At 31.2% G+C, this 25,609-nt stretch carries 20 protein-coding genes, 1 tRNA gene and 1 pseudogene; 7 read left to right on the top strand and 15 right to left on the bottom strand.

The genetic code is table 11. The annotated features are described in order from the left end of the window. Nucleotides 1-197 precede the first annotated feature (197 nt). Nucleotides 198-536 (top strand): annotated as a pseudogene (locus tag GYV61_RS01985) (IS30 family transposase); the annotation flags it as partial. Between the two features lie 1,069 nt (nt 537-1,605). Next, nucleotides 1,606-1,821 carry a hypothetical protein gene (locus GYV61_RS01990; protein ID WP_174794561.1) on the top strand — a complete coding sequence of 72 codons (216 nt, stop codon included), beginning with the start codon at nt 1,606-1,608 and terminating at the stop codon, nt 1,819-1,821. Between the two features lie 51 nt (nt 1,822-1,872). Here the strand turns inward: GYV61_RS01990 and glf are convergent, their stop codons facing one another. The 5 genes from glf to GYV61_RS02015 form a co-directional block, all read right to left on the bottom strand. After that, complete coding sequence (gene glf / locus GYV61_RS01995) at nt 1,873-2,976, bottom strand: UDP-galactopyranose mutase (protein WP_174794562.1); 1,104 nt, start codon at nt 2,974-2,976, stop codon at nt 1,873-1,875. An 82-nt stretch (nt 2,977-3,058) separates the two neighbouring features. Continuing rightward, entirely contained in the window at nt 3,059-5,926 is a 2,868-nt protein-coding gene (locus GYV61_RS02000) for a glycoside hydrolase family 3 C-terminal domain-containing protein (protein ID WP_174794563.1), read from the bottom strand. Nucleotides 5,927-6,154: 228 nt separating this feature from the next. Further along, a complete protein-coding gene (locus tag GYV61_RS02005; RefSeq protein WP_174794564.1) occupies nt 6,155-7,168 on the bottom strand; it encodes a glycosyltransferase family 2 protein in 1,014 nt (337 codons plus the stop codon). An 18-nt stretch (nt 7,169-7,186) separates the two neighbouring features. After that, nucleotides 7,187-7,765 carry a hypothetical protein gene (locus GYV61_RS02010; protein ID WP_238786737.1) on the bottom strand — a complete coding sequence of 193 codons (579 nt, stop codon included), beginning with the start codon at nt 7,763-7,765 and terminating at the stop codon, nt 7,187-7,189. An 11-nt stretch (nt 7,766-7,776) separates the two neighbouring features. Then, nucleotides 7,777-10,200, bottom strand: a complete 2,424-nt coding sequence (locus GYV61_RS02015) for a glycoside hydrolase family 3 C-terminal domain-containing protein (protein ID WP_174794565.1) — start codon at nt 10,198-10,200, stop codon at nt 7,777-7,779. 159 nt (nt 10,201-10,359) lie between these two features. On the opposite strand from GYV61_RS02015, the gene GYV61_RS02020 reads away from it, so the two are divergent. Both GYV61_RS02020 and GYV61_RS02025 read left to right on the top strand, forming a co-directional pair. Further along, a complete protein-coding gene (locus GYV61_RS02020; protein WP_046323991.1) occupies nt 10,360-11,073 on the top strand; it encodes a LytR/AlgR family response regulator transcription factor in 714 nt (237 codons plus the stop codon). Nucleotide 11,074: 1 nt separating this feature from the next. Next, nucleotides 11,075-12,412, top strand: a complete 1,338-nt coding sequence (locus tag GYV61_RS02025) for a sensor histidine kinase (protein ID WP_174794566.1) — start codon at nt 11,075-11,077, stop codon at nt 12,410-12,412. A 1,711-nt stretch (nt 12,413-14,123) separates the two neighbouring features. Here the strand turns inward: GYV61_RS02025 and GYV61_RS02030 are convergent. From GYV61_RS02030 to GYV61_RS02060, 7 genes are all read right to left on the bottom strand, one after another. After that, entirely contained in the window at nt 14,124-14,993 is an 870-nt protein-coding gene (locus GYV61_RS02030) for an ABC transporter ATP-binding protein (RefSeq protein ID WP_174794567.1), read from the bottom strand. Nucleotides 14,994-15,004: 11 nt separating this feature from the next. Beyond that, nucleotides 15,005-16,246: a tellurium resistance protein TerC gene (locus GYV61_RS02035; RefSeq protein WP_174794568.1), complete on the bottom strand. Its 1,242-nt coding sequence runs from the start codon at nt 16,244-16,246 to the stop codon at nt 15,005-15,007. Beyond that, the gene (locus GYV61_RS02040; RefSeq protein WP_122025404.1) at nt 16,243-17,361 is read right to left on the bottom strand and encodes an ABC transporter permease; all 1,119 of its coding nucleotides are present in this window, start codon (nt 17,359-17,361) and stop codon (nt 16,243-16,245) included. The genes GYV61_RS02035 and GYV61_RS02040 overlap by 4 nt, the downstream gene beginning before the upstream one ends. Before the next feature lie 734 nt (nt 17,362-18,095). Next, complete coding sequence (locus GYV61_RS02045) at nt 18,096-18,812, bottom strand: hypothetical protein (protein WP_174794569.1); 717 nt, start codon at nt 18,810-18,812, stop codon at nt 18,096-18,098. After that, nucleotides 18,812-19,258, bottom strand: coding sequence for a hypothetical protein (locus GYV61_RS02050; protein WP_174794570.1), 447 nt, complete (start codon nt 19,256-19,258; stop codon nt 18,812-18,814). The genes GYV61_RS02045 and GYV61_RS02050 overlap by 1 nt, the downstream gene beginning before the upstream one ends. Beyond that, on the bottom strand, nt 19,255-20,181 hold the full coding sequence (locus GYV61_RS02055) for a ParA family protein (protein WP_174794571.1): 927 nt from the start codon (nt 20,179-20,181) through the stop codon (nt 19,255-19,257). Before GYV61_RS02055 ends, GYV61_RS02050 begins: the two co-directional genes overlap by 4 nt. A 556-nt stretch (nt 20,182-20,737) precedes the next feature. After that, nucleotides 20,738-20,902: a site-specific integrase gene (locus GYV61_RS02060; RefSeq protein WP_174794572.1), complete on the bottom strand. Its 165-nt coding sequence runs from the start codon at nt 20,900-20,902 to the stop codon at nt 20,738-20,740. Nucleotides 20,903-21,089: 187 nt separating this feature from the next. Between GYV61_RS02060 and GYV61_RS02065 the strand changes: the two genes are divergently transcribed. Beyond that, nucleotides 21,090-21,290 carry a hypothetical protein gene (locus GYV61_RS02065; protein ID WP_174794573.1) on the top strand — a complete coding sequence of 67 codons (201 nt, stop codon included), beginning with the start codon at nt 21,090-21,092 and terminating at the stop codon, nt 21,288-21,290. 260 nt (nt 21,291-21,550) lie between these two features. Here the strand turns inward: GYV61_RS02065 and GYV61_RS02070 are convergent. Beyond that, nucleotides 21,551-21,623, bottom strand: a tRNA-Thr gene (locus GYV61_RS02070). Nucleotides 21,624-21,775: 152 nt separating this feature from the next. On the opposite strand from GYV61_RS02070, the gene GYV61_RS02075 reads away from it, so the two are divergent. Together GYV61_RS02075 and GYV61_RS02080 are read left to right on the top strand one after the other, a co-directional pair. Beyond that, entirely contained in the window at nt 21,776-22,477 is a 702-nt protein-coding gene (locus GYV61_RS02075; protein WP_046323985.1) for an MgtC/SapB family protein, read from the top strand. A gap of 116 nt (nt 22,478-22,593) precedes the next feature. Further along, nucleotides 22,594-23,793 (top strand): DUF2974 domain-containing protein, encoded by a 1,200-nt coding sequence (locus GYV61_RS02080; protein ID WP_110445324.1) that lies wholly within the window; start codon nt 22,594-22,596, stop codon nt 23,791-23,793. Nucleotides 23,794-23,874: 81 nt separating this feature from the next. Here GYV61_RS02080 and GYV61_RS02085 read toward each other — a convergent pair whose 3' ends face one another. Both GYV61_RS02085 and dnaB read right to left on the bottom strand, forming a co-directional pair. Then, the gene (locus GYV61_RS02085; protein ID WP_110445323.1) at nt 23,875-24,033 is read right to left on the bottom strand and encodes a CsbD family protein; all 159 of its coding nucleotides are present in this window, start codon (nt 24,031-24,033) and stop codon (nt 23,875-23,877) included. A 168-nt stretch (nt 24,034-24,201) separates the two neighbouring features. Then, the gene (gene dnaB, locus GYV61_RS02090) at nt 24,202-25,581 is read right to left on the bottom strand and encodes a replicative DNA helicase (RefSeq protein ID WP_174794574.1); all 1,380 of its coding nucleotides are present in this window, start codon (nt 25,579-25,581) and stop codon (nt 24,202-24,204) included. Nucleotides 25,582-25,609: the final 28 nt, after the last annotated feature.

A 25,609-nucleotide genomic window follows, 5' to 3' on the forward strand; every position in this document is an offset into this window, starting at 1 on the left:
ATAAAATGGTAAATTGTAAAATAAAGTTGAACACTTGCCCTGATTAAAAAATAAAAAAAGTCCATTGGACTTCTCTGATAGAATGTAATTAACCCAATCAATTCTAGAAAGAAGTTACCAATGAACTCCCTTAATTCTACCATATCTACCAAAAAGGCCAACATCTTGCTTTGCAAGACCGCGTAATTATCCAAGTTTTACGCAGCCAATACCATGAACACTGGAACAAAGTCTTTAAGACCATTACCACGGATAATGGTTCTGAGTTTACGGATTTAGCCCAATTAGAAGAAGCTACGCAGACGCTGGTCTACTACGCGCACCCTGATACTTCTTGTGAGAAGGGCGGGGTTGAGCGGCACAACCGGCTAATTCGGCGCTTCATTCCCAAAGGCAAGTACCTCAAGGATTATGACTTAAGGCAAATCTATGGCATTGAGCAATGGTGCAATAACCTGCCCCGCAAGATCTTAGCCTACCACACCCCCGATGAATTATATGAGAGAAGATTAGATTGCATCTATCAGATCAAGTAGGGTGTTCAACTTAAAACTGCAATTTTCGAATTTAAAAATTAGAGATAACATAATTAATTCTATTTGGGTATGATTACTTTTAACAACTCACCAAATATCGGTAATTTAAGCCAAAATTACACAACTGAAAAATGTTATTTGCAGGTAAATAGTTTCCTACAATAAATGTCAGCACTCTTTATGCCAGCTTCCACTAATATAATTAAATTAATAATAATCTCATATTGCAAAAAGAGCAATAACGGGTGTAATGATATTAGTTTGTATATTCTGCTTTAAATGATGTTAAAAAGCAGCAATCTTGCTACTTAGCAGATATTCGTGCCTCTTATTAAGCCAAACAAGCACCAAATGATTATTTAATTTCTTGATGCTGATTTAGCAACGTTTTTATAAATATGTGTGCAATTTTTTAATAAACCAAACGTTTTTAATTTTCAGAATATATTACAACCCATTTCGTCATAAACTTACTTTTATACACTTTTACCCCAAGGCGAGTTATATATTTTGTTCCTTGTCCAGATCTTTCAATTAAGCCTTTGTTTGTCATATCATTTAAGTTTTGGTGTCTCTTCCATTTACTAGAATATAAGTGTTCTAAATCCTTATATGTTACAACTGTCTTATTATTTAAAAGACTATACGTTCCTTGTCAATCCTGAAGTGCTTTATATAGGTAGACATTAATCTAGCTATTTGAAACACTTTTCTCATCACTAAATATTCAACTGCTTTGAAAATTGAAGTTGTTTTTAAATATCTACACAATAAAACTCTTTAACCAGCTTAAGCAAAGAACATGGCATTAATTAAACGGCTATCAGGGATTGGGCAGAACTAGTCCGCCAATACGACTTAGACGCCCTAAAAGTTAAGCATGTTAAGCAAACATAAGTTCCTAAATTATAGTCAATTGTGACATGCTTCTATTATGAAAATCACATGGGAATACGCAAGATGATCGCTGTTTTTAAGCTTAACTCGTTGCAAATATATGCGTGGCAGAAACTTTATCAAATAGAAAGTTACGTGGGTTGTTACCAAAATTTAAAGAAGACCACTACCGATGACAAAAAAGCGTCAAAAGAAGCTTAAGCCGACTAGAAAAAGGGGCCATTCGATTATTCTGTATCATGTGGCAAATAAATTAATTGTTTACCTAAAAATATCTAGAACCAGAAATCATCCTAATTTAGAAGAGCACATCTTTGATCATGTGTTTATGTTACACGTGTGCCAGATCACATTGACAATCAACCTTTTTATATCTGCTTCTTTCTAAAATTTATATATTACTGACTTTATGCATACTTAAAATTAAAGACTATTCTTTTTAGAATTCTTTATTCACTAACTTTAGTGCAGCACTAATAGCTTGATCCATGTTGTAGTATCTGTATTGTCCCAATCTTCCACCAAATATTATTTTATTTTGCTTTTTTGCGTAATCATGATATTTATTATATAGATTGTTATTTCTTTTATCATTTAATGGGTAATATGGCTCTTTGCTACTGTCCCAACTATCTGGATATTCATAAGTAATAATAGTTTTATTCTTATTTCCCTGTCCAAATTCAAAATGTTTATGTTCTATTATTCTAGTATAAGGTATAGCTACATCGGTATAATTAATTACGGCATTGCCTTGAAAATTGTCCATAGGTAATTCTCTTGTTTCAAATTTAAGGGAACGATATTCTAGTTTACCAAATTTATAGTTAAAAAATTGATCAATCATACCAGTGAAAATAATTTTGTCATAGTTCTCCAAGTAACTGTTTTTATTAGCCAAAAAGTTGGTATTCAATCTAACTAAAATATTAGGACTATCTAACATTTTTTCTATTATTTGAGTATATCCTCCTATAGGAATTCCTTGATATTCATCATTAAAATAATTATTATCATATACAAATCTCACTGGTAATCTTTTAATAATAAAAGGTGGTAACTCAGTTGGTTTTTTGCCCCATTGTTTTTCTGTATACCCTTTTATTAACTTCTCATAAATATCATGACCTACTAGCTGAATTGCTTGTTCTTCTAAATTTTTCGGTTTTTTGCCGAATAGTTCTTGACTCTGCTTTTTAATCCTGCTGGCGGCCTCTTGTGGCGTTATTGTACCCCATAATTGATTAAATGTATTCATATTGAAAGGTAGGTTATAAATCCGACTTTGGAAGTTTGCTAAGGGGCTATTTATATAGTTGTTAAACTTAGTGAATTTTTGTATGTATTTCCAAATATATTTATCAGAAGTATGAAAAATATGTGCACCATATTGATGAACTTGAATACCATTTTCTTCTTTTGTATAAATATTGCCTCCAATATGGCTGCGTCGATCAATAACTGTAACAAAATTATTACGTTTAGCAGCTTCATAAGCAAATACCGAGCCAAATAATCCCGAACCCACCACTAGATACTTCATTTATGCTATACCTCCAAAAAACTCCCAGGTAACAAGTATTATAACTGATACCTAGGAGTTACTTAAATTTTATCTGAATGATCTACATTTTTCTTGCACGATATTTTGATACTGTCATTATCCCTAATCCTAATATCATTAGAGTAAGGATAAGATCTATGCCATAAGCAATTTTCTTCCAAGTTGGAAGAGAAGTATTTTGACCATCCTCACTGTATACCCAACTATTAACTGTGGTATATAAAATATTATGTAAAGCTCGCTTCATATATTTAATATTCGAAGGAGCATTTTTATAAGTTACCTGATTAGGACCTCCTGCAAAAGTAGAGAGCATTGCATCAACTCCATTAGGCAATGAAATATCTGCATTCATAAAACCATGACCATTACTTCTGAAAAAGTCAGAAACTATAAATCCTCGAAATCCCCATTCTTTTCGTAAAATTTGTTGATTTAAAGCTTTATTTTCTCCAACCCATTTATTTCCTAAAAAGGCCCAAGAAGCCATTGCAGCGTTGGCATGACCCTTTTTGACAGCAATTTCAAATGGCTTTAAATAATTTTCTCGAATTGACTGTTCAGTAGCCCAAGCAGAAACCATTTTACCATTTGAATCATACATGGCGAAATGCTTAATTGTTGGGTAAACTCCTACGCTTTTTGCTCCTAATACAGAATTTGCTGCAGTATAGCCCGAAAGAATTCCATCTTCTGAAAAGTACTCATAATTCCTAGCTGTAAAAGCTGAACGATGGGTGTTCATACCTGGAGCATACCACCCGGAAGAACCCATTTCCTTTGCCATTTGACCCATAATTTTACCGTATTCATATGCTAACTTCTTACTCCAAGTATTTGCTATAACTACTTCAATAGGGAACCCTATTGAACCAATATGGGTAAAATTATTATTAATTGCAGCTGGACCATCACTGTCTACATTTTGAACTTTACCAATTGCAGGTATCGCTGGGGTCTGGTATCCTGCTAGAGCAATAGTGTTCGCCATCTCTTTCACAGTCAATTGATCAAGGAGTTTATTCCACTTGGGATCATCATAACTCTTGCCTCTTAGGTCAGTTAATTTCAAGCCATAATTTTTATTTGTAACAGGTCGCTTATCATTCTTATTTAGATACCTCTTAGGATTATAATTTGCATTTAAATGATAATTATTTAGATATTTTTTAGGCATATAAAGATTATGCGGTTGACTTGTAGCTTTTTTATAATTTGCAAAATGATCTTTACGTGAGAGATAAGTAACAGTCCCTTCAGAATCCTGCAAAAGATTTTTTGCTGCTACCTTGTCGTTCTTCCTTTTATTATTTTTATTATAAATTTCAGTTTTGTGCACTTCATAATTCTTGCTTGCAATTACATCATGTGAATTTTTATTAATTGAAATTTCATATATCCCTTTTTCTAAGATATAAGCACCTTCTCCTTTTTCATCGTATGAAGCCATATCTTGCTCATTAATAGTAAAAGTTATCTTTTGTGTTTCTCCCGGTTGTAATTCCTTAGTTTTGCGATAAGATATTAAATTTGCACTTGCCTTTTCTATTCCACCATTCTTATATGGTGGATTATAATAAACTTCTATTACATCTTTACCGGATACATTACCCACATTTTTACTCTGCACACTAAATCTAATAATTCCATTTTTTACTTGTAAATTGCTCATAGTCTGTTGAAACTTGGTATAACTTAGCCCATAACCAAATGGAAATTGGACAGTTTTACGATAATTTATTTTTTGCTCCTTGGCGGCAGTTTCATAAAACTTATAGCCTACATATATATTTTCTACATAATTAATAAATGCAGGAGAAAATTTTTGTGCTTTTCCAGCATTAAAACCATGTACAGTCATATCTTGCAATTTTTTATTTGCATAATTTGTCTTCTCAGCATTGTAATAGTATGGGGCTTTTTTGAGATTATAAACAAATGTATCAGTTGTTCTTCCAGACGGACTGACTGATCCATTAAGAATTTTACCTAAAGCTTCGAACCCAATATTGCCTGGTCCTGGAGCCCAAATTACGGACTTTATTTCGGGATGTTCGTTTACAAATCCTAATTGAAAAGGATATGCACCATTATATAAAATAATAACTTTTTTAAAGTGATGACAAACTAAATTGACCATATTTTTTTCAGTCTTAGATAATTCAAGATAATGTTGACCCTTATTAAAATCTTTGTAATCTTTAGAATTTTGCTGATATGGTACTTTAGACATATCTTGCGGTATATCATTTGCTCCCTCACCAGCTAACCGAGAAAGAGTAATAACAGCAGTATCAGAAAATTCTTTTGCTTGATTGATCAATTTTTTAGAATATTTATTAGCTGGGGGTTCTGGTAAATCCCAATTTTGCTGCTTAATAGAGACAGCAGCACGACTTTTAGCATAATTTTTATAAAATCTATTCAAATTTTTATTTAGCGCGAAGCCACCATCTTCAAGACCTTTTTCTAAACTAACTATTGGATATAACTCATTAATACCGCCTGAACCAGCTCCACCATATATAGGATTTATTGATGACCAACCAAACAGATTTAATTTTTTAGTTTTCTTTAAAGGTAATAAATCATCATTATTTTTTAATAATACAAAACCATTTTCGGCAATATCCTCAGCTACTTTTTTAGCTTTATTTGTGGTTGCAACTGAGACTTTTTGAGTACTATCTGTTGCTAAAGTTATTAGCGTAGACATTGGTCCAAAAATGATTCCATTAATAATTATGATTACACCTGCAAAAGTTACTAACCATGTTAAGCTTCTAATTAATTTTCGAGTTGGCTTTTTCTTTTTTTTAACGCCCATGGTAATAATTGTCGCCAGTATCAAAATGATCAAAACGCCAATTAAATATGGGGATAACCCTTTCAATACTCCAATAAGATCATCGATTTCAAAAGTAACCATCTTACTTACTCACTTTCCTTACATCATACTTTAGTGACCTTTTATCATCTGCAATCGCTTACAATGTGTATAGTAAGACAAACAAGCAAATAAACAGCATAAATTACATTTTCTGTAAAATTTGATACACAATTTGTAATGGCAATATCCTAGCGGCAATAAATACTTCGATTCTGATTTAATCTATATACTATCTATATACTGTAATTTGTACTTCAGCAATACTTATTAGTTAAAACCATACAATTTATGTAGCAAAGAATACACCCACGAAGCTATCCCTCTACCTAATTTACCAGGAAGATTAACTCCTTTTCCTAATAACGTATTTTTAAAATTTTTATACAACAAAGGGTCATTGACTTTCAAATATTGCCAAAGTTCATCCTTCAAATTTAAGTAATAGTTAGAATTACCTCGGATTAATATTATAGAAGAAATAGTGGTAATAATTTTTAAATAGTCTCGCATATATCGACCCAAGTCAGTATTCTCGTTTATATTATTCTTATAAAATATAATCATCATTTTATTAATAGTTAGTTGTTGGTCAATTCTTTTTAACATAACGTTTTCATTTACGGACTGATCACTTCGGCCAATATAATAATGATAAAGATTAATATCAAAATAATATATTTTATTAACATATATTAATGGTTCAAACACATACAAATTATCTTCATAAAATATATGCTCAGGTAATTTCAAATTGGCTTTAATTAAAACTTCAGTCCGATAAATTATCGCATGTATCATTAAATATTGATCAATTGGTAATTTGACCTGATCCCAACCAAAAAAACAGTTTTGTGGTAGCGTTGTAAAGCGCATAATTTTTTTATGAACGGCGTTAACCTTATCATACATGTAATTGCAAATTAACATGTCAACTGTTTCGTTCTCCTTATCAAATCGCTCTAATAAATCTAAGAGTTTTTTTAGAGCAACAAAATCTAGCCAATCATCACTGTCAACTATTTTAAGATATTTACAATTAACATACTTCAACGCTGCATTAATTACTCCACCATGTCCCTTATTTTTTTGATGAATCGTTTGAACATGACTGGGAAATTGTCTAGCATACTGATCCATAATTTCTGGTGTTCGATCTTTCGAGCCATCATCCACTAAAATAATTTGTAACCTTGCTTTTTCTATCAATAATGAATTTACACATCGTTCAAGGTAATCTTCTGAATTAAATGCTGGCACAACTATTGTTAGTAATTTTTTCAAAATAAATTTCCTTAATAATTAGTTTTTCATAACAATAAATTTCATCATAGGCCAGTTAATGATAACTTGTGCAATAATATTAAAAATATTAGCAATAGTAACTGAAAATCCATGAAAATACGGAGTCAAACACCCAATAATATACGGTGGTAAAATTACAGACACCAGACCTGCAAATAAAACTGTGATAATATACCAAAACAATTTCCATTTACCAAAACTAGCTCCAAAAACTACATTTCTTTGTACAAAGTAATTAACTATCTGTGCACATATATATGATAAAACAAAAGAATAAAAGCCACCAATACCACCAGAAGCTGGCTTACTATAATCAAAAAGCCACCAATTAAAAGGTGAAGTAAAATTTTTGAAAAATAGCAGAGAGCTTAACCACAAAACTACAAAATTAGTTATCGTAGCACAATTGCTTAGAAGGTTAAAAGCAATAAATTGGTAAAAGGTAGGATGATTAAGCTGCCAAATCAAAATACTATGAATTAATCTGTTATTTTTATTTTTAAGCAGCCATTTCGTTAAGCCATCATTATTTTTCTTTAAGAGACTAATGTCAAAATCATACTTAGTATTTTTCATTGTAATTATTCTTACTCCTTCTTATTTCTAAAAGTAAGAAGTTCTTTTTCGCCTTTTTGTAATAAAAAATAATCTTTAATCACGCGACCAAATCCATACCAAAAATGACCATTAATTATAAAAAGAATATCCTTTACCATTGCTTCGTCTATTAGGCCGCCCGTCATTTTAGCAATTGCCCTAAAAGGCATATTATAATTAAACAAAAAGTTCAAGTTTGGTTTTCCAGCTTGTAAGCTTTGAACAATCTTCTTCTTCAACCATTTTGCTATAAAGCGACCAATCCAGCTCTTACAATAATACATATCTGATATCGTATTATTAACCGATAACTCTTGGTTTTTTTCTAATTTATTATTTGGAAGTTCACGACCATACAGTTCTCTAAAATCTTTTGTCGTTATTTTTTTTAAATCAGCTTTTTTATATTTATCATAGCTAGCAAATTTTTTAACTACCGGATTAATACCATTATTGATTTCAAAATTTCCTTGACAACAAATGTCTTCCACATTTTTACCTATCATAATTTGATAAATACCATTTTCAGTTTGCCAATTATTGGTATTTATATCAAAAAAGCGGAAAGTTTTATCATCAAATGGAATAGTGACAGTTTTTGTTTCATTAGGGGCAAGTTTAACTTGCTTGAAGCCCTTCAGTTCTCTACTTGGTCTAATTAATTCAGAATCCTTTTTACCAATATATAATTGCACAGTTTCTATTCCGCTTACTTTTCCGGTATTTTTAACAGTAACATTAACACCCCGATTAGATATCTTTAAATTACTTATGAAAAATGTTGTGTAACTTAATCCATAACCAAATGGATACGCCACATTTACTTTTGCTGTTTCATAATATCGATAGCCAACAAAAATACTTTCTTTATAAAAGACATTTGGCTTTTTTTGTGGAAATTCATTGTTAAAAGGAAGATCGTTTTCTTCAATTGGATATGTTTCAGAAAGACGTCCTGAAGGATTGTACATACCAGTTAAAACCTGCCAAACTGCACTTGCACCGGCTTCACCTCCCAAATATTCGTGGACTACTGCATCTACTTTTTTAGCCCACGTCATTTCTACCACTGAGCCCGCTGATAATACGACTACTATTTTTTTCTTAGTAGCCGCTAAAGCATCCAACAAAATAAGTTGGTTCTTGGGAATACGTAAATTTAGTCGATCTAAGCCTTCCGATTCTGATGCTTCATTTAAGCCTATATTTAAAATAACAATATCACTCTTTTTTGCTAAACTAATGGCCTTATTAAGCAGCGCCTCATCCTCTTTATCATTGCGCAGATAGCCTTGTTCGTAACCTATTATTTCAACAGGATAGTTTTTTGCAGTACTAAATAAGCTTTCGACGTTTTTGCTATTAACTAATGATGACCCTGAACCTTGATAACGAGGATTTTTAGCAAAATCTCCAATTAAAGCGACTTTATAATTCTTATTTAATGGTAATATAGAGTTTTTGTTTTTCATTAACACAATACTGCTACAAGCTGCTTCTCTAGCAACTTCATGCTGGTGTAACCAATCAATTTTTATGTTAGAGTCCTTTTTACTATTTAGCACCACATTAAGATATTCTTCGACTCTTTTATCTAATTGTTTTTCATCCAAATTGCCACTTCGTACCGCTCTGATAATTTGTTCAGCCGCCAGGTTTCCAACACCTGGCATTTCTAAGCTAGACCCAGCCTTAATCGCAGCAACATGATTATTGTCACCACCCCAATCACTCACTACATATCCTTTGAATCCAAATTCCTTTCGCAAAATTTCATCAAGTAAATGCTTATTCTCATTTGCATATATACCATTTACCTTATTATATGAAGACATGAGCGACTTAGGGTGTCCTTCTTTAATTGCAATTTCAAAGTTTGTAGTGTAGATTTCTCGTAACGCTCTTTCATCTACAACTGAATTAGAAGCCATCCTTCTAGTTTCTTGGCTATTAACAGCAAAGTGCTTAGGTGTGGCTATGGTACCATTATATTGAATACCTTTAATCAGGCTAGCAGCCATTTTACCAGCTAGATAGGGATCTTCACTAAAGTATTCAAAACTTCGACCACCACGTGGGTTCTTTTTTATATTTAGAGCTGGACCTAAAATTTGATCAACTTTTTGAGCCTTAGCTTCTGTTGCCAAAGCCCTTCCGACCTTTTCTACTATTTTTTGATTCCAAGAATTAGCCAAGGTTGCCGTCGCGGGGAAGCAAGTAGCCGGTTCACTTGCAGATATCCCCAAATGATCTCCAGGCCCTGATTGTTTTCTTAAACCAAAAGATCCATCGGACAAAAAAATTCCATAAACTTTGTCTTTAATCCTATTTGTTTCCCATTCAGAATGTCCTGCAGTTAAAATTGCTTTTTCTTCTAACGATAACTCATTGATTATTTTTTTAACGCTTTGCATACATCTCACCACCATCTTTGTTAATATTTAGTTTAATATTTTTGTAAGCGATCTATTTAGTGATATACATATTTTGCTAAAGATTTTGCATAATTTGATTTGTCTAAAAGAAAAATTGTTTTTACAATAAAGTATATATTGAAAGAAAGTGACTAATTTATGAGGGTAGCCATCGTTGAAGATAACAAGTTTGAATTAAATAAACTACTTGGTTGTTTCAGACAGTATGAACAAGATCATAATATCCAAATTGATATTATAACTTTCAATAATGGATTAGAATTTATAAATCATTACTGTAATAATTTTGATGTTATTTATTTTGATGTTCAAATGCCTGAAATGGATGGAATGACTGCCGCAAAAAAAATCAGAAAAATTGATTCTGACGTAATTATTGTCTTTGTTACTAATTATGTTCAATATGCTATCGAAGGCTATGAAGTTAATGCTGCTGATTTCCTTTTAAAGCCTGTAAACTATTTTAGTTTTAACGAACACTTTAAAAAAATTGAGAAAAGATTCCTTCATAGAACAAATTCAATGATTTTTGATACACTTGAAGGAACATATAAAATATTGCTTGATGACCTTTACTATGTTGAAAGTGAAAAGCATTACTTACATCTTCACATTATTCAGGAAAAGGAACTGCAATTAGATATACTTGATTCCACTAAAAACATGGAACAAAAATTAGTTCCATATGACTTCTTTCGTTGTAATAATGGCTATATAGTAAATTTAAAGCATGTAAGCCAAATAAACGGTAATTTACTTAAAGTTGGCCCTTATCAGTTACAAATCAGTCGTCCTCGTAAAAAAGCATTCATGCAAGCTTTTACTAACTATTTAGGAAATTCAATTAACTAAGATGGAATCATTATATTTATCAAATATACCTCGCTTATGGACAGCGACTGCAGAATGGCTAGCTTGTGTAGTAATGATTTTACAGTTGCCCAATAGAAAAATTCGTCGTCCTGTATGGTTATATTTATCATTTTTTGGACTTGGACAAGTATTCTTACAGTGGTTTGCTGGAAAATTAGCATTAATTTTTTGGATAATCGGTATGCTAATTAATATTCTGTGGATGTTTATCACCGTTAGCGTTTGTGAAAAATCAACTTGGCAAGTAAAAATCTATCATACTAGTAAGGCATTTATTTATGCTGAATTCGTAGCATCAATTTCTTGGCAATCTTTTTGTTACGTAGATTTATATCTAAACCAACAAATACATTACATAATTAGGCCAATATTTTTAATAATTACTAATTTATTACTATTTTTTATTATCTATTACTTGCAAAAGATTAAAAGTAACCAGTATGCAATTTTGAATGTCAACTCAAAATCTGCTTTAAATAGTGTTCTAGTAGGAATAATTATTTTTACAGTAAGCAACATGGGATTCTTTATTAAAGCTAATAATCCAGTTCTAAACAACTCAAACGCGGTATTCATGATGAGAACCTTTGTAGATCTTTGTGGAATATTACTTTTTAATTTACAAGAGAATCAGCGATATGAACAATATCTGCATAATGACCTAATTCAAATGAATAGTATGTTCCAATCCCAGTACGAACAATATCAAGCATATCGGGAAAGTGCTGAAACGGTTAACTTACGGTTCCATGATCTAAAACAACAGTTAGATATAATTGCACTGGAAAATAATTCTAAAAAACGTTTGGACTATATTAATTCCTTACAAGCTGAGATTAAAGAATTTAATGCCAATATTAAAACTGGAAATTCTATTGTAGATGTAGTATTAACCAGAAAAAATGCTTATTGCATAAAAAATGATATTACTTTTACTTGTATTGCAAATGGAAAATTACTTAATCAAATTGATACTATGGATATTTGTAGTTTGTTAGGTAATAGCTTAGATAATGCTATTGAAGCCGTAATGAAAATTCCTGACAAACAAAAAAGACTTATTGACCTTCGAATTTTTAAAAAAGCTAATTTTGTAATTTATTCAATCAGAAATTTCAACATGATTGCACCAAAATTTAAATCAGACGGCCTACCTTCTACTACCAAAAAAGAAACCAAAACACATGGATATGGGTTAAAAAGCATCCAATATATCGCTGAAAAATATGATGGGACTCTTACTTTGACAAATAAGAATGATTGGTTTTCCTTAACACTTATAGTTCCTTATCAATATTTATCAACTAATATGGATTAGTCCTGATACAGCGAAAATTATTAAATTTGAAGATATTATTACTTCTTTAAGTTAAGTGGAGAATTAGCAGGCGGACATTGGAAAAGTTAATGCTAGTTCGGTTGAAAAAATTAAAAACAAGGCTATTAGATTAAAAAGCATTCAATTATACTCCATAGTATGGTACAACAAGCAAGGCTCATATTAAAATGAGATTTTAAGTAGAAATACTAATGAATTTGGAATATCCAAACTATTCAAAAAATGTTTAACATAATTGTCAGCCATTTATTTAGTAGGATCAGTGTTTAATTAAAATTTATAATACTACTTAGTTAGTTCATTTTTTCCTATAAATTTTTTGTTCTCAGAAATAGATTGTCAAAGATAATATATAGAAAAATTCTCTTAGTTCTACTGTTACTAAAATTATCGGTGCAAAATTTAATTATTTTGCACCGATAATTACTTATTACACCGAAAAATATTTATTACTACACAAAAAATCAGCCTTAACTTATCTGCGTAAAATGCTGATAAATCAAGGCCAATCAGAGTAAATGATTCTTCTGAATAAGACTATTATTCAAGCTCACATTGCCATATAGTCATCTGGTTTTTATCTTTTTAAAGAAATAAAAGGCGGACATAAAAAATAAGATAAATACTAAATACGAAATTAATATTCCCCATGTTAATGAAAAATTAGTGTTTAAGGAATGCTCATTCATATTCGTAATTATTTTCAGTCCTAATGCGGTAGTCTTGATACCTGAACTTTTAATACTAAACAGCTCTATAATATAATCAATCATAAATGCAACCAGATATATACTACTTCCAGCATCAAAGGCTTTATAATAATTCATGATTTTTCACACCCCTTTTTAAAACAAAGATTAAAATAATTAACAAAAAGACTGTTTATGTACAGTAATCTGATTTTTGCTATAAGCAATGTCAGAAGAACTATTACACTTGCTATAAGCTAAAAAATATACTTTCATCATACTACCTTACTCTTTCATAAAAAAACCCTAAGATTAATACATTAAAAGTCCAGTAGCAGCATTAAGTCATAAAACAAGTTACTAGTTATAAAACGTTTCTAATAAAATTGTGCAGACTATTATTTTATAAATTTTTAGTTGCTTAATAATAGCATCAAACAAATCTTAAATCAACAAAATAAAATTAATATTATATTTTGACTAACATACTTATTTAATATTGACTTGTAAAAACGTTAGTAAATAACTATCTACCAAAATAGTATTATAAATCTTCCTAGAAAGTACATGATCGAGCAAAGCTGTTGCTTCATCTGCTAGCACAACCGGGCGCCTAAAGAATATGGCTCTAGCAATCTCCATTCTGAACTCGTGGAACACGATTAAAAACGTATTCTGTAGCATGTGCATAATTATGGCTTTATAATTTATCCTATCAATGACTTACCCCTGTGATAAGCTGCTAGTAGTTTTTTATTGCATAAAAAAGAGGACATCTTACTCTTACTCCTTATAATAAATACTAACTCTACTCAATATTTTTATAAGGTTTTTATCCTCTTTTAGTAAATATATTAATTTGTTCTCACTATTAAAGACCAAAACATTGTTTTGAAGATGTACATCTCACAGTCTTGTTACGGCTAAAACAATAATTGAATTACTCAAGGTGTAATCTTTATTGATAATTAAGTGTCAATATATTTTTTAGACCTTTTATTTTAATCATAAATTTTGTCGAATAATTCTTCAATACTTATTCTTCCTATTGAGCATTGAATATGGTGTTGTAATAGCTCTAAAAATAATGCTTTTAGGTCATCTTGATTATTTTCAGAAATAGGTATCAAGATTAAGTTATCGGGTAATTCTTCATACTTTAAATTACTTAGAAATCCCATAAGCTCTTCAGTTTTTTCAGCTTTCAAGTATTGTTTATCTGGCTTTTTATTATCAAAATCTTTATTTATAGCTCCATCTTTTAGAAACAGGACTCGATCCGCATAAGTTTGTAAATTCGATAATAAATGTGAAGCCATAATAATTAGCTTTTGTTTCTCTTTTAAATTAACAAGCACTTTTGAAATTAATGCTACGTTTTGGGGATCTAGTCCATTCATTACCTCATCTAATAACATAACAGGAGTATCAGCAGCCACAACCATTGCAAAACATAAACGTTGCTTCATTCCTAATGAATAGGTCTCAACTTTATGATCAACATAACTACTCATATTCAGTTCGTCAATAATTCCATTAACGGATTTTTCAGGCTTATTCCATAAGTCCGCATAAAGTTTTAAATGATCTCGTCCAGTCATAAATGGAAATAATTCACTTTGATCGGGAAAAGCACATATCTGTTTATGTAATTTAACAATATCATGCTCATTTTTATAGCGCATCCCATTATATTCAACAAAACCTTTTTGAGGTGTAAGGTTATGCAAAATAATATTAATTAAAGTAGATTTACCTGTACCATTGGGTGCAACTAATCCAATGATTTGTCCCTTTTCAAAGGCAAGAGATAAATCAGTAAAAATCTTTTTTTCACCAAAATTTAGAGTTAAATGATTAATTTTTAACATTGCATTTCACCTCATTTAATTAAAGGTATTTTCTTTATCCTATAAATTAACAACATAACTAGTTCAATAGCTAAAACTGTTAGTACTAAAGGCACAATTCCGGCATTGAAGCCCCATCCTGGAGTATCCATTAAATAAGATAAGTTACCAGATAGGCTATCACCAATTGTAAAATACGTGGTTGGCAAATATTGTAAAAATGGATAAACAAAACCCATTCCCGATGAGAAATACAGTACCTTCCCAGCTACCGCAAATAAACTGGAAAGAATTTCTGCAACGTATTCATTTCTGCTTAATAAAGATATCAAGAGTGTTAAACGGATAAATATAAACACAATCAGTATTGCAAAAATACTCAGCTGCAAATAATACGTTCCTAACGTTAAATAAGTAAATGGCACTTTAAAATATAGTCTTCCCATATAAAAAGTAGTCCTTAAATTAAATGATCCCAGTCCATATTTGGGAGCAATACATACTACTGCTATAATAAACGCCATCAAGAAATCAAGCAGGACGCCAATCTCAACTACTGCGGTTTTTAGCCACAAGATAGTACTTTTGCTTAGGGGAATATTTTTTACTACCGTACGATATTTATAATCATTAGTAAGAATATCAGCTGCAAAAAAGATAACAATTATTATTAAAATTAAAGTTGTCCAACCAGATAAAGAGTTTTGAATTCGCTGCAGTGCTGTTCTTTCTTCCAACACTTTCTTATTTAATTTTGCTTTACTAGCTAAAAGTGCATTATAAAGGTGATAAGTTTGTTGATAGCCATAATGTCCATTTTCTTTATAAATTCCATTATGTCCATACTCAACTGGATACATATAATTTTGATTTTCTTCAACGAAGATCAAATTATCAACATACTTGTACCACTTACTAGAATATAAAGCATACTCTTTCCAGTCATTTGCTTTTAATGCTGCTAATCTTTTTTTATCATATTTAAGTATTGTAGGATAGGTTGCAATCGCATCTTTTGCTCCTGCGCTTGGATCTATCGTAAGCCACGGCTTTCTTGCTTGTTCATATTGTTTTTTAGCACTTTTAAGAAAGGCAGTATCATTCTTATATTCTTTTTGAATAGAGTATGGATCAACACGATTAATGACATGATGATTAGGTACACTTACCAGGCCAAAATATAGAGATAACAAAGCAGTGGCAATATATAATCCGATATTTTTAGGATTAACAAAAAAGGCTTTTAATTGAGAAATAAAATAATGCCATCTCATCTTACTCTCCTCCCTTTATTGACCAAATAACTAAAACAACTCATAAATATTAGTGACCAAATCATTAATATTAGTGCACCAGTACAACAATTTAAGAAATTCAATTCGGTTGTATTAGCTACCGTTCCATTAAAAACATTAGTAATATTTAGATATGATGATGGTAGCCAAAAAAGATATTTGCTAATGGTGCCAGGAAGATAAGAAATAGCATAAACTAACATCCCTATTAAAGTTGTTAAATAAACATTCTTAGTTAGTTGATTAAGAAATAAAGTCAATGATGTAGTAAATAATACAAGCAGAACAACATATACCAAAAATAATAAACAATAAGCCCATAATGGTATTGCGAAAATTTTATTAAAGTAAAATACATTAGGATAATTTAACGTAACAAAACCATTACGCACACCCGCAAAAATATATGCAGCTATAATTCCTATTAACACAGGGATGATAGTTAAGACAATATTGATTGTAGTTTTCCCAGAAATTTCATCTTTATTTCTATAAGGAATATTTTTCAAAAGACTGCTATGTCGTAATTTCAATATCCAAACATCATTTGAAATAAAAAGAATATAAAGGAAAATAAGGCTTCCTAACATGGACAAAATATAAACTAAATATGTTGAAGATGCTTTAGAGTTCATCACAACTGGAATGTGATGTTGATAAAGGTATTTATATGTAGCCAGTTTTTGGTAAAGCTCATATTTGGGCGGCACATTAAGAGTTTTAGCACCTTTATAATTATTCTTATAACCGTCAAGCATTGTCTCAATTAGATTTTCCGATCCTCTTAAATAAGTCTGTGGATCGGAAAACACTTCACCATTTTGCAAAACAGCAATATAAGCTGATTGTTTGCATAAATTTGCATAAGTTTGTTTATAATTTTTTTGACGAAGAGAACTACCATCAAAATAATCTTCATTTACTTGTACAGATTCATAGTAGTCCCGCCATTGACGATAGCCATCGCCAATTTTTTGAGTTTCAACTACAAAGAGGAAGAAAGTCATAGAAATTATTAATAAACAGACTAAAAGAAAGTTCTTTTTCGATTTTATTGCAATTTTAAAATTAGCTTTAAAATAATATCGATTCATAATAACCACCTTTTAGTATAAAAACAACTAACCCGTTTGCCATTTTATTTTATGAGTCATTATATTTAGAATTGAGTTAATATAATTTACTTTCCGATTTGTAAAAAATCCCTTAGTTATTATTCCCAAAAGCTTTGATTAGATTTATAAATTAATCTAAAGCTGCAATATGTTACAATAGACTAAAACATGACCAAATACATATGCCAATAGTTTTTAACATAGCTTTTTAATCTATGGATTAGCTTAACTTTCTTCAACCTTTAAATCTAACAAAGCAGATCCTATCTTTACCTATGATCTTCTAGTTTTAACTCATAAACAAATATTTTAAAATCTTAAGAATTATTAGTTCTTTAAAATTTATTATTTAATTATACTCTTATAATTTAATTTTGCACTAATTTTTGAAATTTAATAATTTTTTTGAAATTTTGATTAAACTTAGTACACAAAAAAGCGGGCAAAAAGCCTGCTATGTCAACTTAAAAGCCTTCCTAAAAGTTTTTGCGCGGAACACAGCTAAAATCGTGTTCCGTATCGTGTGTATCATTTACTTTTATACAAAAAATTATCTTTTATTTATCTTCGTAAAACATTGATAAATAAAAGATAATTAATCTTAATTGTATTAAAAAATGCGACTAGAAGCATAAAAGCTTATATAGTTCAATTTTATTTCTATATATATCCATCAATAATGAAACTGTGTGGTACAAATTGTGGTTTATGTATTATTTAAACGTCTCATATAGTGCTAATGAATTTATCAAATGTAAATAATTTTTTCTTTGAACTATTGACATTTTATCAATATCTATCTTTAAAATAATTGGTAATAAGTCTATACAAAATAAATGGAATTTGTTAATATTTCGAATAATTATTTTAGAATCATATTTTTTGCCATTTATTATTTGTTCTAAATACTGTGTTGTACTAATATTCTGATTTTTAAAATGTAATTTATCCGAATTACTTTTAAAAATAAAATTTATGCTATCTAATTTTGACTTTTCACGTAAATTTCCTTTCATATCTTTCGATGAAAGCAATTTATATTTAATAGATTTTTGAATACCATCCTGCCACAATTTTCTATAGTTCAAAGCTAACAAATCTTTTTCAGATATTTTTTTATTGCAATATTCTGTATAGACCAATTCCAATAATTCCTCTGCAAACTGACGTGAACAAGCAGAAAAAAAGAGAGAATCTCCAATTGGTATGGAAATAAGAATATCAAATAAAGTATCTATGCTCATTTTAGATAACAAAGGCAAATTTTTATTATCTGATATATCATAATCCTTTAAAATAAAGAACAAGCTTATAATTTGAAAGGTTTTAATTATTGCTTTTTTATTCTCTAAAAAAGTTTTTCCTTTAAATTTAGAAAAATATTTTTCACAAAATTCCTTATATTTTTTTACCTCAGTTTCATAATTCATTAGTATCTACCAAATCTAGAAAGAAGCTCATCAACAGAATTAGGTCTATCTTTTTTAACTTTCTTGGATTTATCTGATACTGATTTCCCATAATTATTACTATTTTCATCTATAAACCGTGTCAAAAAATTAATCAATATAATTTGAACAGATTCATCTGATTTTTGAATAATTCTTATAAATCGAGCAACTATTTGTGAACGACTTTTATATACATAATCTTTAAATACACAAGACTTGTTTTTTCTTTCTTTTTCTTTATAAATATTATCTATATCTTGTAATAAAGGCGTTAAAATAGACTTCAAATCAATATTGTGATGAAAATAATTCGTTGACAACAATAAAAATGAATATACAGAATACAGCATAGTCTTTCTATAATTAACATCCTTAGTTTTTTTAATATTACTATATACTTTTTTAATAATTTCTAATTCATTCATTTACTTTCACTTCTCTCAATTTTATCAATGAATTCTTCAGTCAATTTTTTTAAATTTGGCTTCGAATATTTTTCAGCTTTAGATTTATCTATTAAATAATCTAATCTACTTTCAAGTTGAGAATTATAGGAAAATTCATTTTTAAAAACTTTAATTCCATCCCTTTTAAATTTTTTACTTGTTTTTAAATCATGTATAATTTCTTCAATTCCAACTTTTTCATTTTGTTTTACATTGGTAATGATGATGCCTAAATTTTTTAAAGGCTTATCTTTAAAATATGGAATATCTTCGCTGATAAGAAATTTAACAACTTTCTCCAGCATATCAACACCAAGAGTCGAATACGCTTCAGGTTTAACAGGTATCACATAAAAATCGCTTGTTTTCAATGCTGCAATTGTATAAGAAGAGTAAGTTGGTGGACAATCAATCAATATGTAATCGAAATTTTCCCTAATTTTATTTTTTTCGATAAAATTATACAATCCATTTTCAAGTTGACTACTACTCAAATTTCTTGTAATAAAATCTAAGCCGAATTCTCCAGGTATAATACTTAAAGGTACATCATCTAATTTAACAATAACTTTTTTTAAATTTTCTGTTGGATTTTCACTAGATAAATTACCATTAAAAATATTTTGTATAGACGCATAGGTAATTTTGTACTTTTTCTCTTTGGCTTTACTTTCATTACCTTCGTTCTCTTTAGCTTCTCTTTTATTATTTTCTGCTATCTTCTTTGATTGTGCATAACCAAAAATCTTAAAAACTGATTGCGTTAAATTAATTTGTGGATCTATATCTATTAACAAAACTTTTTTTTCTAAATTATACGCTAAATGGTAACCAATTTCTCTTGTAAGAGTTGTTTTCCCAACTCCGCCTTTCATATTAATAAAACTCACTACTACTCCCATTATATTAACATCCTTTACTTCAAAAGTTGCTTTTTCAATTATTTTAACTCAAATAACTCATATATTTAAAACTAATTTTATGGATTTTTTTAAACTTAAATTAGTAATTCTAGTTTTATGTATTTACTTATCATTCATAATCAAATTTGACATTTCGATATTTCTATCTTTATCTATATGCACATAAGTTTTCATAAACACCTTGACTGTATGCCAATACAACTTGCTGCCCACGAATAAGACATTCTTGGAGTATTGCCTAATTTCGTTGCTACCGTATGCCGACAAGTGTACATGCTAATATTTAAACTTTCGCTATCTATGCCCACTTTCTTTCATACCTCTTTCAACATATCGTTCGTACTATATTGAACTATTGGATAGTCTAATGCACACAAACGATAATCTTTAATATTCAACATGATCAAATCATTTTTATTAGCCATATCATGCTCAAAAAGAAATCTATTTTGACAATGTTTAAACTTCGCCAATAACTGTAAAAGTGGTTCAGGAAGGGGTAAGGTTAGTCTAAATTCTCCTTTAGGCCTAATCTTCAAATGAACGTTAAACTGTTTTTCTTTTTCATTCCATGAATTATTATTCTGAAAACTTTATACTTACCATCAGTGACTAAATTAGACCATTTAAGGCCTTGAATTTCTTGTGGTTGCATACCAGTTTGCAAAACAATTAAAATTGCAATTTTAGTAGAGTCCAATAACTGACACTAGTTGTATTTAATTGTCGATATATTTCCGCTTTAATCCTTTAAAGACGTTAATGAATTTTGGATTGAGAAGTTTAATTTTCTTTACACTGATATTGATTTCAAAGAAAAACTTATAGGTTCAACTAATGAAGAATTTATTGTATTATTCACTAGATGAATAGAAAAACAATACCACTTGGAATCCGAACGAAGAAATACAGATGTTCTTATAAAATTTGTCGATAAATTTTCTGAAAATACTAATCATGCTGTTGCTAAATGGCAAAGTGGTTCGGTAAGTAAAAAAGAAGTAATTGAAAATCTAGATATTAGGCTAGAATATCTTACTAATTTTATTCAACATTCTGGTTTTGGAAACGAAGATAAGTCTGAGTAATAATACTCGGGCTTTTGTTATCCCCCACTTCTTGCCACACGTAAACGTATCTTATAGATGCTGTTATACCAATATTTATCGTGAATCAAAAACATCTTTATCACACAAAAATTATCAAATTCTATTTTTGTGGCAGTTATGTAGCAAAAGTTAAATATACAACTTTGCATAAGTATCAACTAAAAAACAAAAAAGTCGATTATCAAGGTATTTATGAAACCTCAATAATCGACTTTTTAAAGCTATTTTATAATAATTTATGCTGACTAGAGGATTCGAACCTCCGACCTCATCATTACTAATGACGTGCTCTGCCAACTGAGCTAAGTCAGCATTGTCATATCTCGACAACGATATTAATTAAAACATATTCTATTAGTTTACGCAAGCATTTTTTGACTTTTTCTCAGTTTTTGTTATAACTAAGCTTTGGTAAACTTTTTAAGAGTATAATATAAAGATAGATTCAGAATGGAGTGGATGTAATGGCAAATTTAGCCTCGATTAGCGCAGAGTTCCCCTGGGTACTACGAATTTTAGTTGCCTCCTTGTGTGGCGCACTGATCGGTTATGAACGCGCAATTCAAAGAAAAAGTGCTGGAGTGCGGACACATATTGTAGTTGCCTTCTCGTCTGCGCTATTTATGATAGTTTCAAAATACGGCTTTGGTGATTTACTAAAAATGTCTGATGTTGCTCTGGACCCTTCCAGAATTGCTGCGCAGATAGTTTCAGGCATTTCATTTATCGGTGCCGGCACAATTTTAATCAAAAAGCAACAGATCTCCGGCTTAACCACAGCTGCGGGTATCTGGGCTACGGCAGCCATCGGAATGGCAATTGGTTCTGGCCTTTATTTTATCGGAATTTTAGCTACTGCCTTCCTTTTCGTCATTCAGATGATGTTTCACGATGATACTATCATTGACAAAATCATCATGCATATCAGGTTTAATATTCAAATAGAAGCTGTAAATAAACCTAATATCTTGCATATCATCGAACAGGAACTGCAAACAAATCATGTTGAAAATGTTTCTGTCAAGATTCTTTTTGTCAGTGATGAAAGAATTATCTTTTTTGTAGACGGCATCATCAATAATAATATTAATGAAAATGATATTATCATGGCTCTGCGCAAATATCCTGACATCAAGCGGATCAGTATTGCTAGTATAGATAAATAAAGTTATATTTTTTAAGCAATAGTTAATTCTATTGTTTTTTTTGCATTATTTTTATCTAAATTGCACAAACTTACTACAATATTAATATCAACTTTTATTACGAAAGGAGAATTTATATGGCCGGACCCTTGGATTATTTACGCTGGCGCGGCGACTTAAGCTTTAAAGAAAAGCCATTTAATAGTGTTGATGCTTCACTGCTGTCATCTATTGCCTATTTGCCGGCCGATAGTTCTGCTACCAACCATACTCTAGGAGAAGTAGCGGAAAAATTGCGGAACTTGTCTTCTTTTCAACATCAAATGTATGCCGAAACTGCAACTGAAGTTATGTTGTTACCGGAAAGTCCTAGAATCGGCAACATCAAGATTCTAGATTGGACAGACAGACTGGAAAAGGAGCCTCACCCGTTACAATTTACTGCTGCCACCTTTCTTATTGACACAAAAACCATTGCTGTCGTCTTTCGCGGAACTGACGGCACTATGATTGGCTTAAATGAAGATATGGGTATGAATTACCTGCCTGAGATTTATGGTCAGGAAGTGGCAGCTAAATATTTAACAGAAATAGCACATAAATTTAGTGATCAACAAATTTACCTTTTAGGCCATTCAAAAGGAGGGAACTTTGCTCAGTTTGCTTTATGTGCAGTTGAGCCTGAAATTCAAAAGCGGGTAATCAAGGCGATTAGTTTTGACGGGCCGGGCTTTTTCCATAAGGTATACACGAGTCCTGGTTTCACTTCTTCTATGTCTAAAATGAAAACCTACATTCCCCAGAATTCAATCTTTGGTGCAATGCTTGACCATCCGGAACAAACTCTGGTTGTCAAAAGTACCGTACCAATGCGCAACCAGCATGACCCTCGCCGCTGGTCAGTAGGTCGCGACAGTTTTACTCTAGCCGATGGTCTTTCTTCCAGTAGCCGCGTGATCAGACATGCTCTAATTAATTTCAATAATTCGATTCCCGATCAAGAAAGAAACGATGCCTTTTCTGATCTTTTCGAGGCTTTTGAGAATTATGACATTGATGAATTAAACCAACTAACTAGTAATAAAATAGTAGGAACCTACCGCTTTGGTCGCGCCTTTTTATCCCTTGAACCCCAAGAACGAAAGTTGTTAACTCAAGTGTTAAGCAATATCTGGAATTCCTACAAAAAGAATATGACTTTGCCCTTAATGGCCAGCAACTACGACCTTTATCCTAAAAGTAATGATTCTAATAAAGCGCCAGTGTTCTATGAATTTTACGATCCTGATCGACCGAATCTTAAATTACCAGAGAGTATTCGCCGTAAATTGCGATAAATTGTTTCATGTGTAACCCAAAAAAGAGATTGAGTAAACCGTTGGTCTTCTCAATCTCCTTTTTATTTATTAATTAAAAAATTAATTCTTCATTTTATCCTTAACGTCATCAACTTTGTCTTTGACGTTTTCAGTAGCTTCTTGTGCCTTATCTTTAACGTCGCCAGCAGCTTGTTGAACTTTGCCTTTGACTTCTTTAGCTTTGCCAGCTACTTTATCTTTAAAACCTTTATCAGCCATCTTAATCGATCCTTTCCCAAAAAATTAGCGAAAAATTTCTATTCACACCTTAATAGTACAATTTTGTATAATTATTGTCATTAAAAACGCCCTATTTTTTGTTAAAAGATATAGAAAAGCAAAAAGCCATAGCTTTTTACTATAAATCACCATGGCTTTTATTCTTTCTTATTCGTTAGGCTGATCATGACTATAATCGAGATTAGAAAAGCGATTATAAGGTTTAGAAAACATTAATTTTACTGTTCCCCTGCTACCTGAACGGTTCTTTTCAATAATAACCTCAACTTCGCCATTATCATCTTCAGCCGATACTTCCTTATTTTCCTCGCCTTCTTCTTCATCGCGATAGTAATCATCACGGTAAAGAAAAGAGACAATGTCGGCATCTTGCTCAATTGAGCCGGATTCACGAATATCAGATAAGACAGGTCTCTTGTCCTGCCTTTGTTCAACTGACCGCGACAATTGCGACAAAGCAATAACAGGTACATGAAGCTCCTTGGCTAATTTCTTCAATTGCCGTGAAATAGCCGAAACTTCCTGCTGGCGTGATTCACTGTGCGGACCTTCAATTAACTGCAGGTAATCAATTACAATTAGGCCTAAATTGCCTCTCTCTTTAGCTAAACGGCGAGACTGTGCCCTAATCTGACTCATCTTAATTCCCGGTGTGTCATCGATATAAATATTGGCTGTTGCCAAAGAGCCGGATGCAGTGACTAATTTAGGCCACTCGTCTTCATCCAGTTGACCAGTACGCAAGTGTTGCGAATTGATTAGACCTTCAGAAGCCAGCATTCTCTGCACTAACTGCTCCCCACTCATTTCCAAAGAAAACATTGCCACAGTTTTATCGGTATGCAAGCCGACATACTGGGCAACATTAAGCGCAAAGGAAGTCTTGCCCACTCCGGGACGTGCCGCCACAATTATTAGTTCATCATCATGAAAACCGGTAGTCATCTTATCGAGCTCCACAAACCCGGTCGGCAGACCCGTAACCATATTGCCATCTTCAGGAATGTTGTTAATTTCATCAATAGTAGAGTTAACGATATCCTTGATATTACGAAAACCATTGGCATTATTTTCCGATGAGACATTCATAATCTCACTTTCGGCATTATCTAAAATGTCGGTGACATCATCGGAATCCTGCATTGCATTCGTAATAATTTTTTGACTGGCAGAAATCAGCCGCCGCAATAAAGCTTTACGGTGAACAATTTTAGCATAATAAGTGACGTGAGCAGCCGTTGGCGTAGCCATAGCCAGCTCAGAAACATAAGCTATACCACCAATATCATCAAGCTGATTTTTCTTAGTCAGTTCATCCTGCAGCGTTAACGGATCAATTGCATCCTCACGGTCAGATAAATCAAGCATAGCCTGGAAAACCAACTGATTTGCTCTTTTATAAAAATCTTCTGGCTGAACCTCTGCGCTGGCATCAGCTATGGCAGCAGGATCAATAAAAATTGCACCTAGAACGGCCTTTTCCGCTTCATCATCATGTGGTATCTGCTGTGAGACAATATTATCCATTACTTACGCCCACTTTTTTCAGAATTCA

This window comes from Lactobacillus melliventris, assembly GCF_013346935.1.
Lineage (GTDB): Bacteria > Bacillota > Bacilli > Lactobacillales > Lactobacillaceae > Lactobacillus.

Bases quoted from the DNA above. Each gene is read 5' to 3' on its own strand.
- GYV61_RS01990 (WP_174794561.1), top strand. From the start codon at position 1,606: ATGACAAAAAAGCGTCAAAAGAAGCTTAAGCCGACTAGAAAAAGGGGC.
- glf (WP_174794562.1), bottom strand. From the start codon at position 2,976: ATGAAGTATCTAGTGGTGGGTTCGGGATTATTTGGCTCGGTATTTGCT.
- GYV61_RS02000 (WP_174794563.1), bottom strand. From the start codon at position 5,926: ATGGTTACTTTTGAAATCGATGATCTTATTGGAGTATTGAAAGGGTTA.
- GYV61_RS02010 (WP_238786737.1), bottom strand. From the start codon at position 7,765: ATGAAAAATACTAAGTATGATTTTGACATTAGTCTCTTAAAGAAAAAT.
- GYV61_RS02015 (WP_174794565.1), bottom strand. From the start codon at position 10,200: ATGCAAAGCGTTAAAAAAATAATCAATGAGTTATCGTTAGAAGAAAAA.
- GYV61_RS02020 (WP_046323991.1), top strand. From the start codon at position 10,360: ATGAGGGTAGCCATCGTTGAAGATAACAAGTTTGAATTAAATAAACTA.
- GYV61_RS02025 (WP_174794566.1), top strand. From the start codon at position 11,075: ATGGAATCATTATATTTATCAAATATACCTCGCTTATGGACAGCGACT.
- GYV61_RS02030 (WP_174794567.1), bottom strand. From the start codon at position 14,993: ATGTTAAAAATTAATCATTTAACTCTAAATTTTGGTGAAAAAAAGATT.
- GYV61_RS02035 (WP_174794568.1), bottom strand. From the start codon at position 16,246: ATGAGATGGCATTATTTTATTTCTCAATTAAAAGCCTTTTTTGTTAAT.
- GYV61_RS02040 (WP_122025404.1), bottom strand. From the start codon at position 17,361: ATGAATCGATATTATTTTAAAGCTAATTTTAAAATTGCAATAAAATCG.
- GYV61_RS02045 (WP_174794569.1), bottom strand. From the start codon at position 18,812: ATGAATTATGAAACTGAGGTAAAAAAATATAAGGAATTTTGTGAAAAA.
- GYV61_RS02050 (WP_174794570.1), bottom strand. From the start codon at position 19,258: ATGAATGAATTAGAAATTATTAAAAAAGTATATAGTAATATTAAAAAA.
- GYV61_RS02055 (WP_174794571.1), bottom strand. From the start codon at position 20,181: ATGGGAGTAGTAGTGAGTTTTATTAATATGAAAGGCGGAGTTGGGAAA.
- GYV61_RS02075 (WP_046323985.1), top strand. From the start codon at position 21,776: ATGGCAAATTTAGCCTCGATTAGCGCAGAGTTCCCCTGGGTACTACGA.
- GYV61_RS02080 (WP_110445324.1), top strand. From the start codon at position 22,594: ATGGCCGGACCCTTGGATTATTTACGCTGGCGCGGCGACTTAAGCTTT.
- GYV61_RS02085 (WP_110445323.1), bottom strand. From the start codon at position 24,033: ATGGCTGATAAAGGTTTTAAAGATAAAGTAGCTGGCAAAGCTAAAGAA.
- dnaB (WP_174794574.1), bottom strand. From the start codon at position 25,581: ATGGATAATATTGTCTCACAGCAGATACCACATGATGATGAAGCGGAA.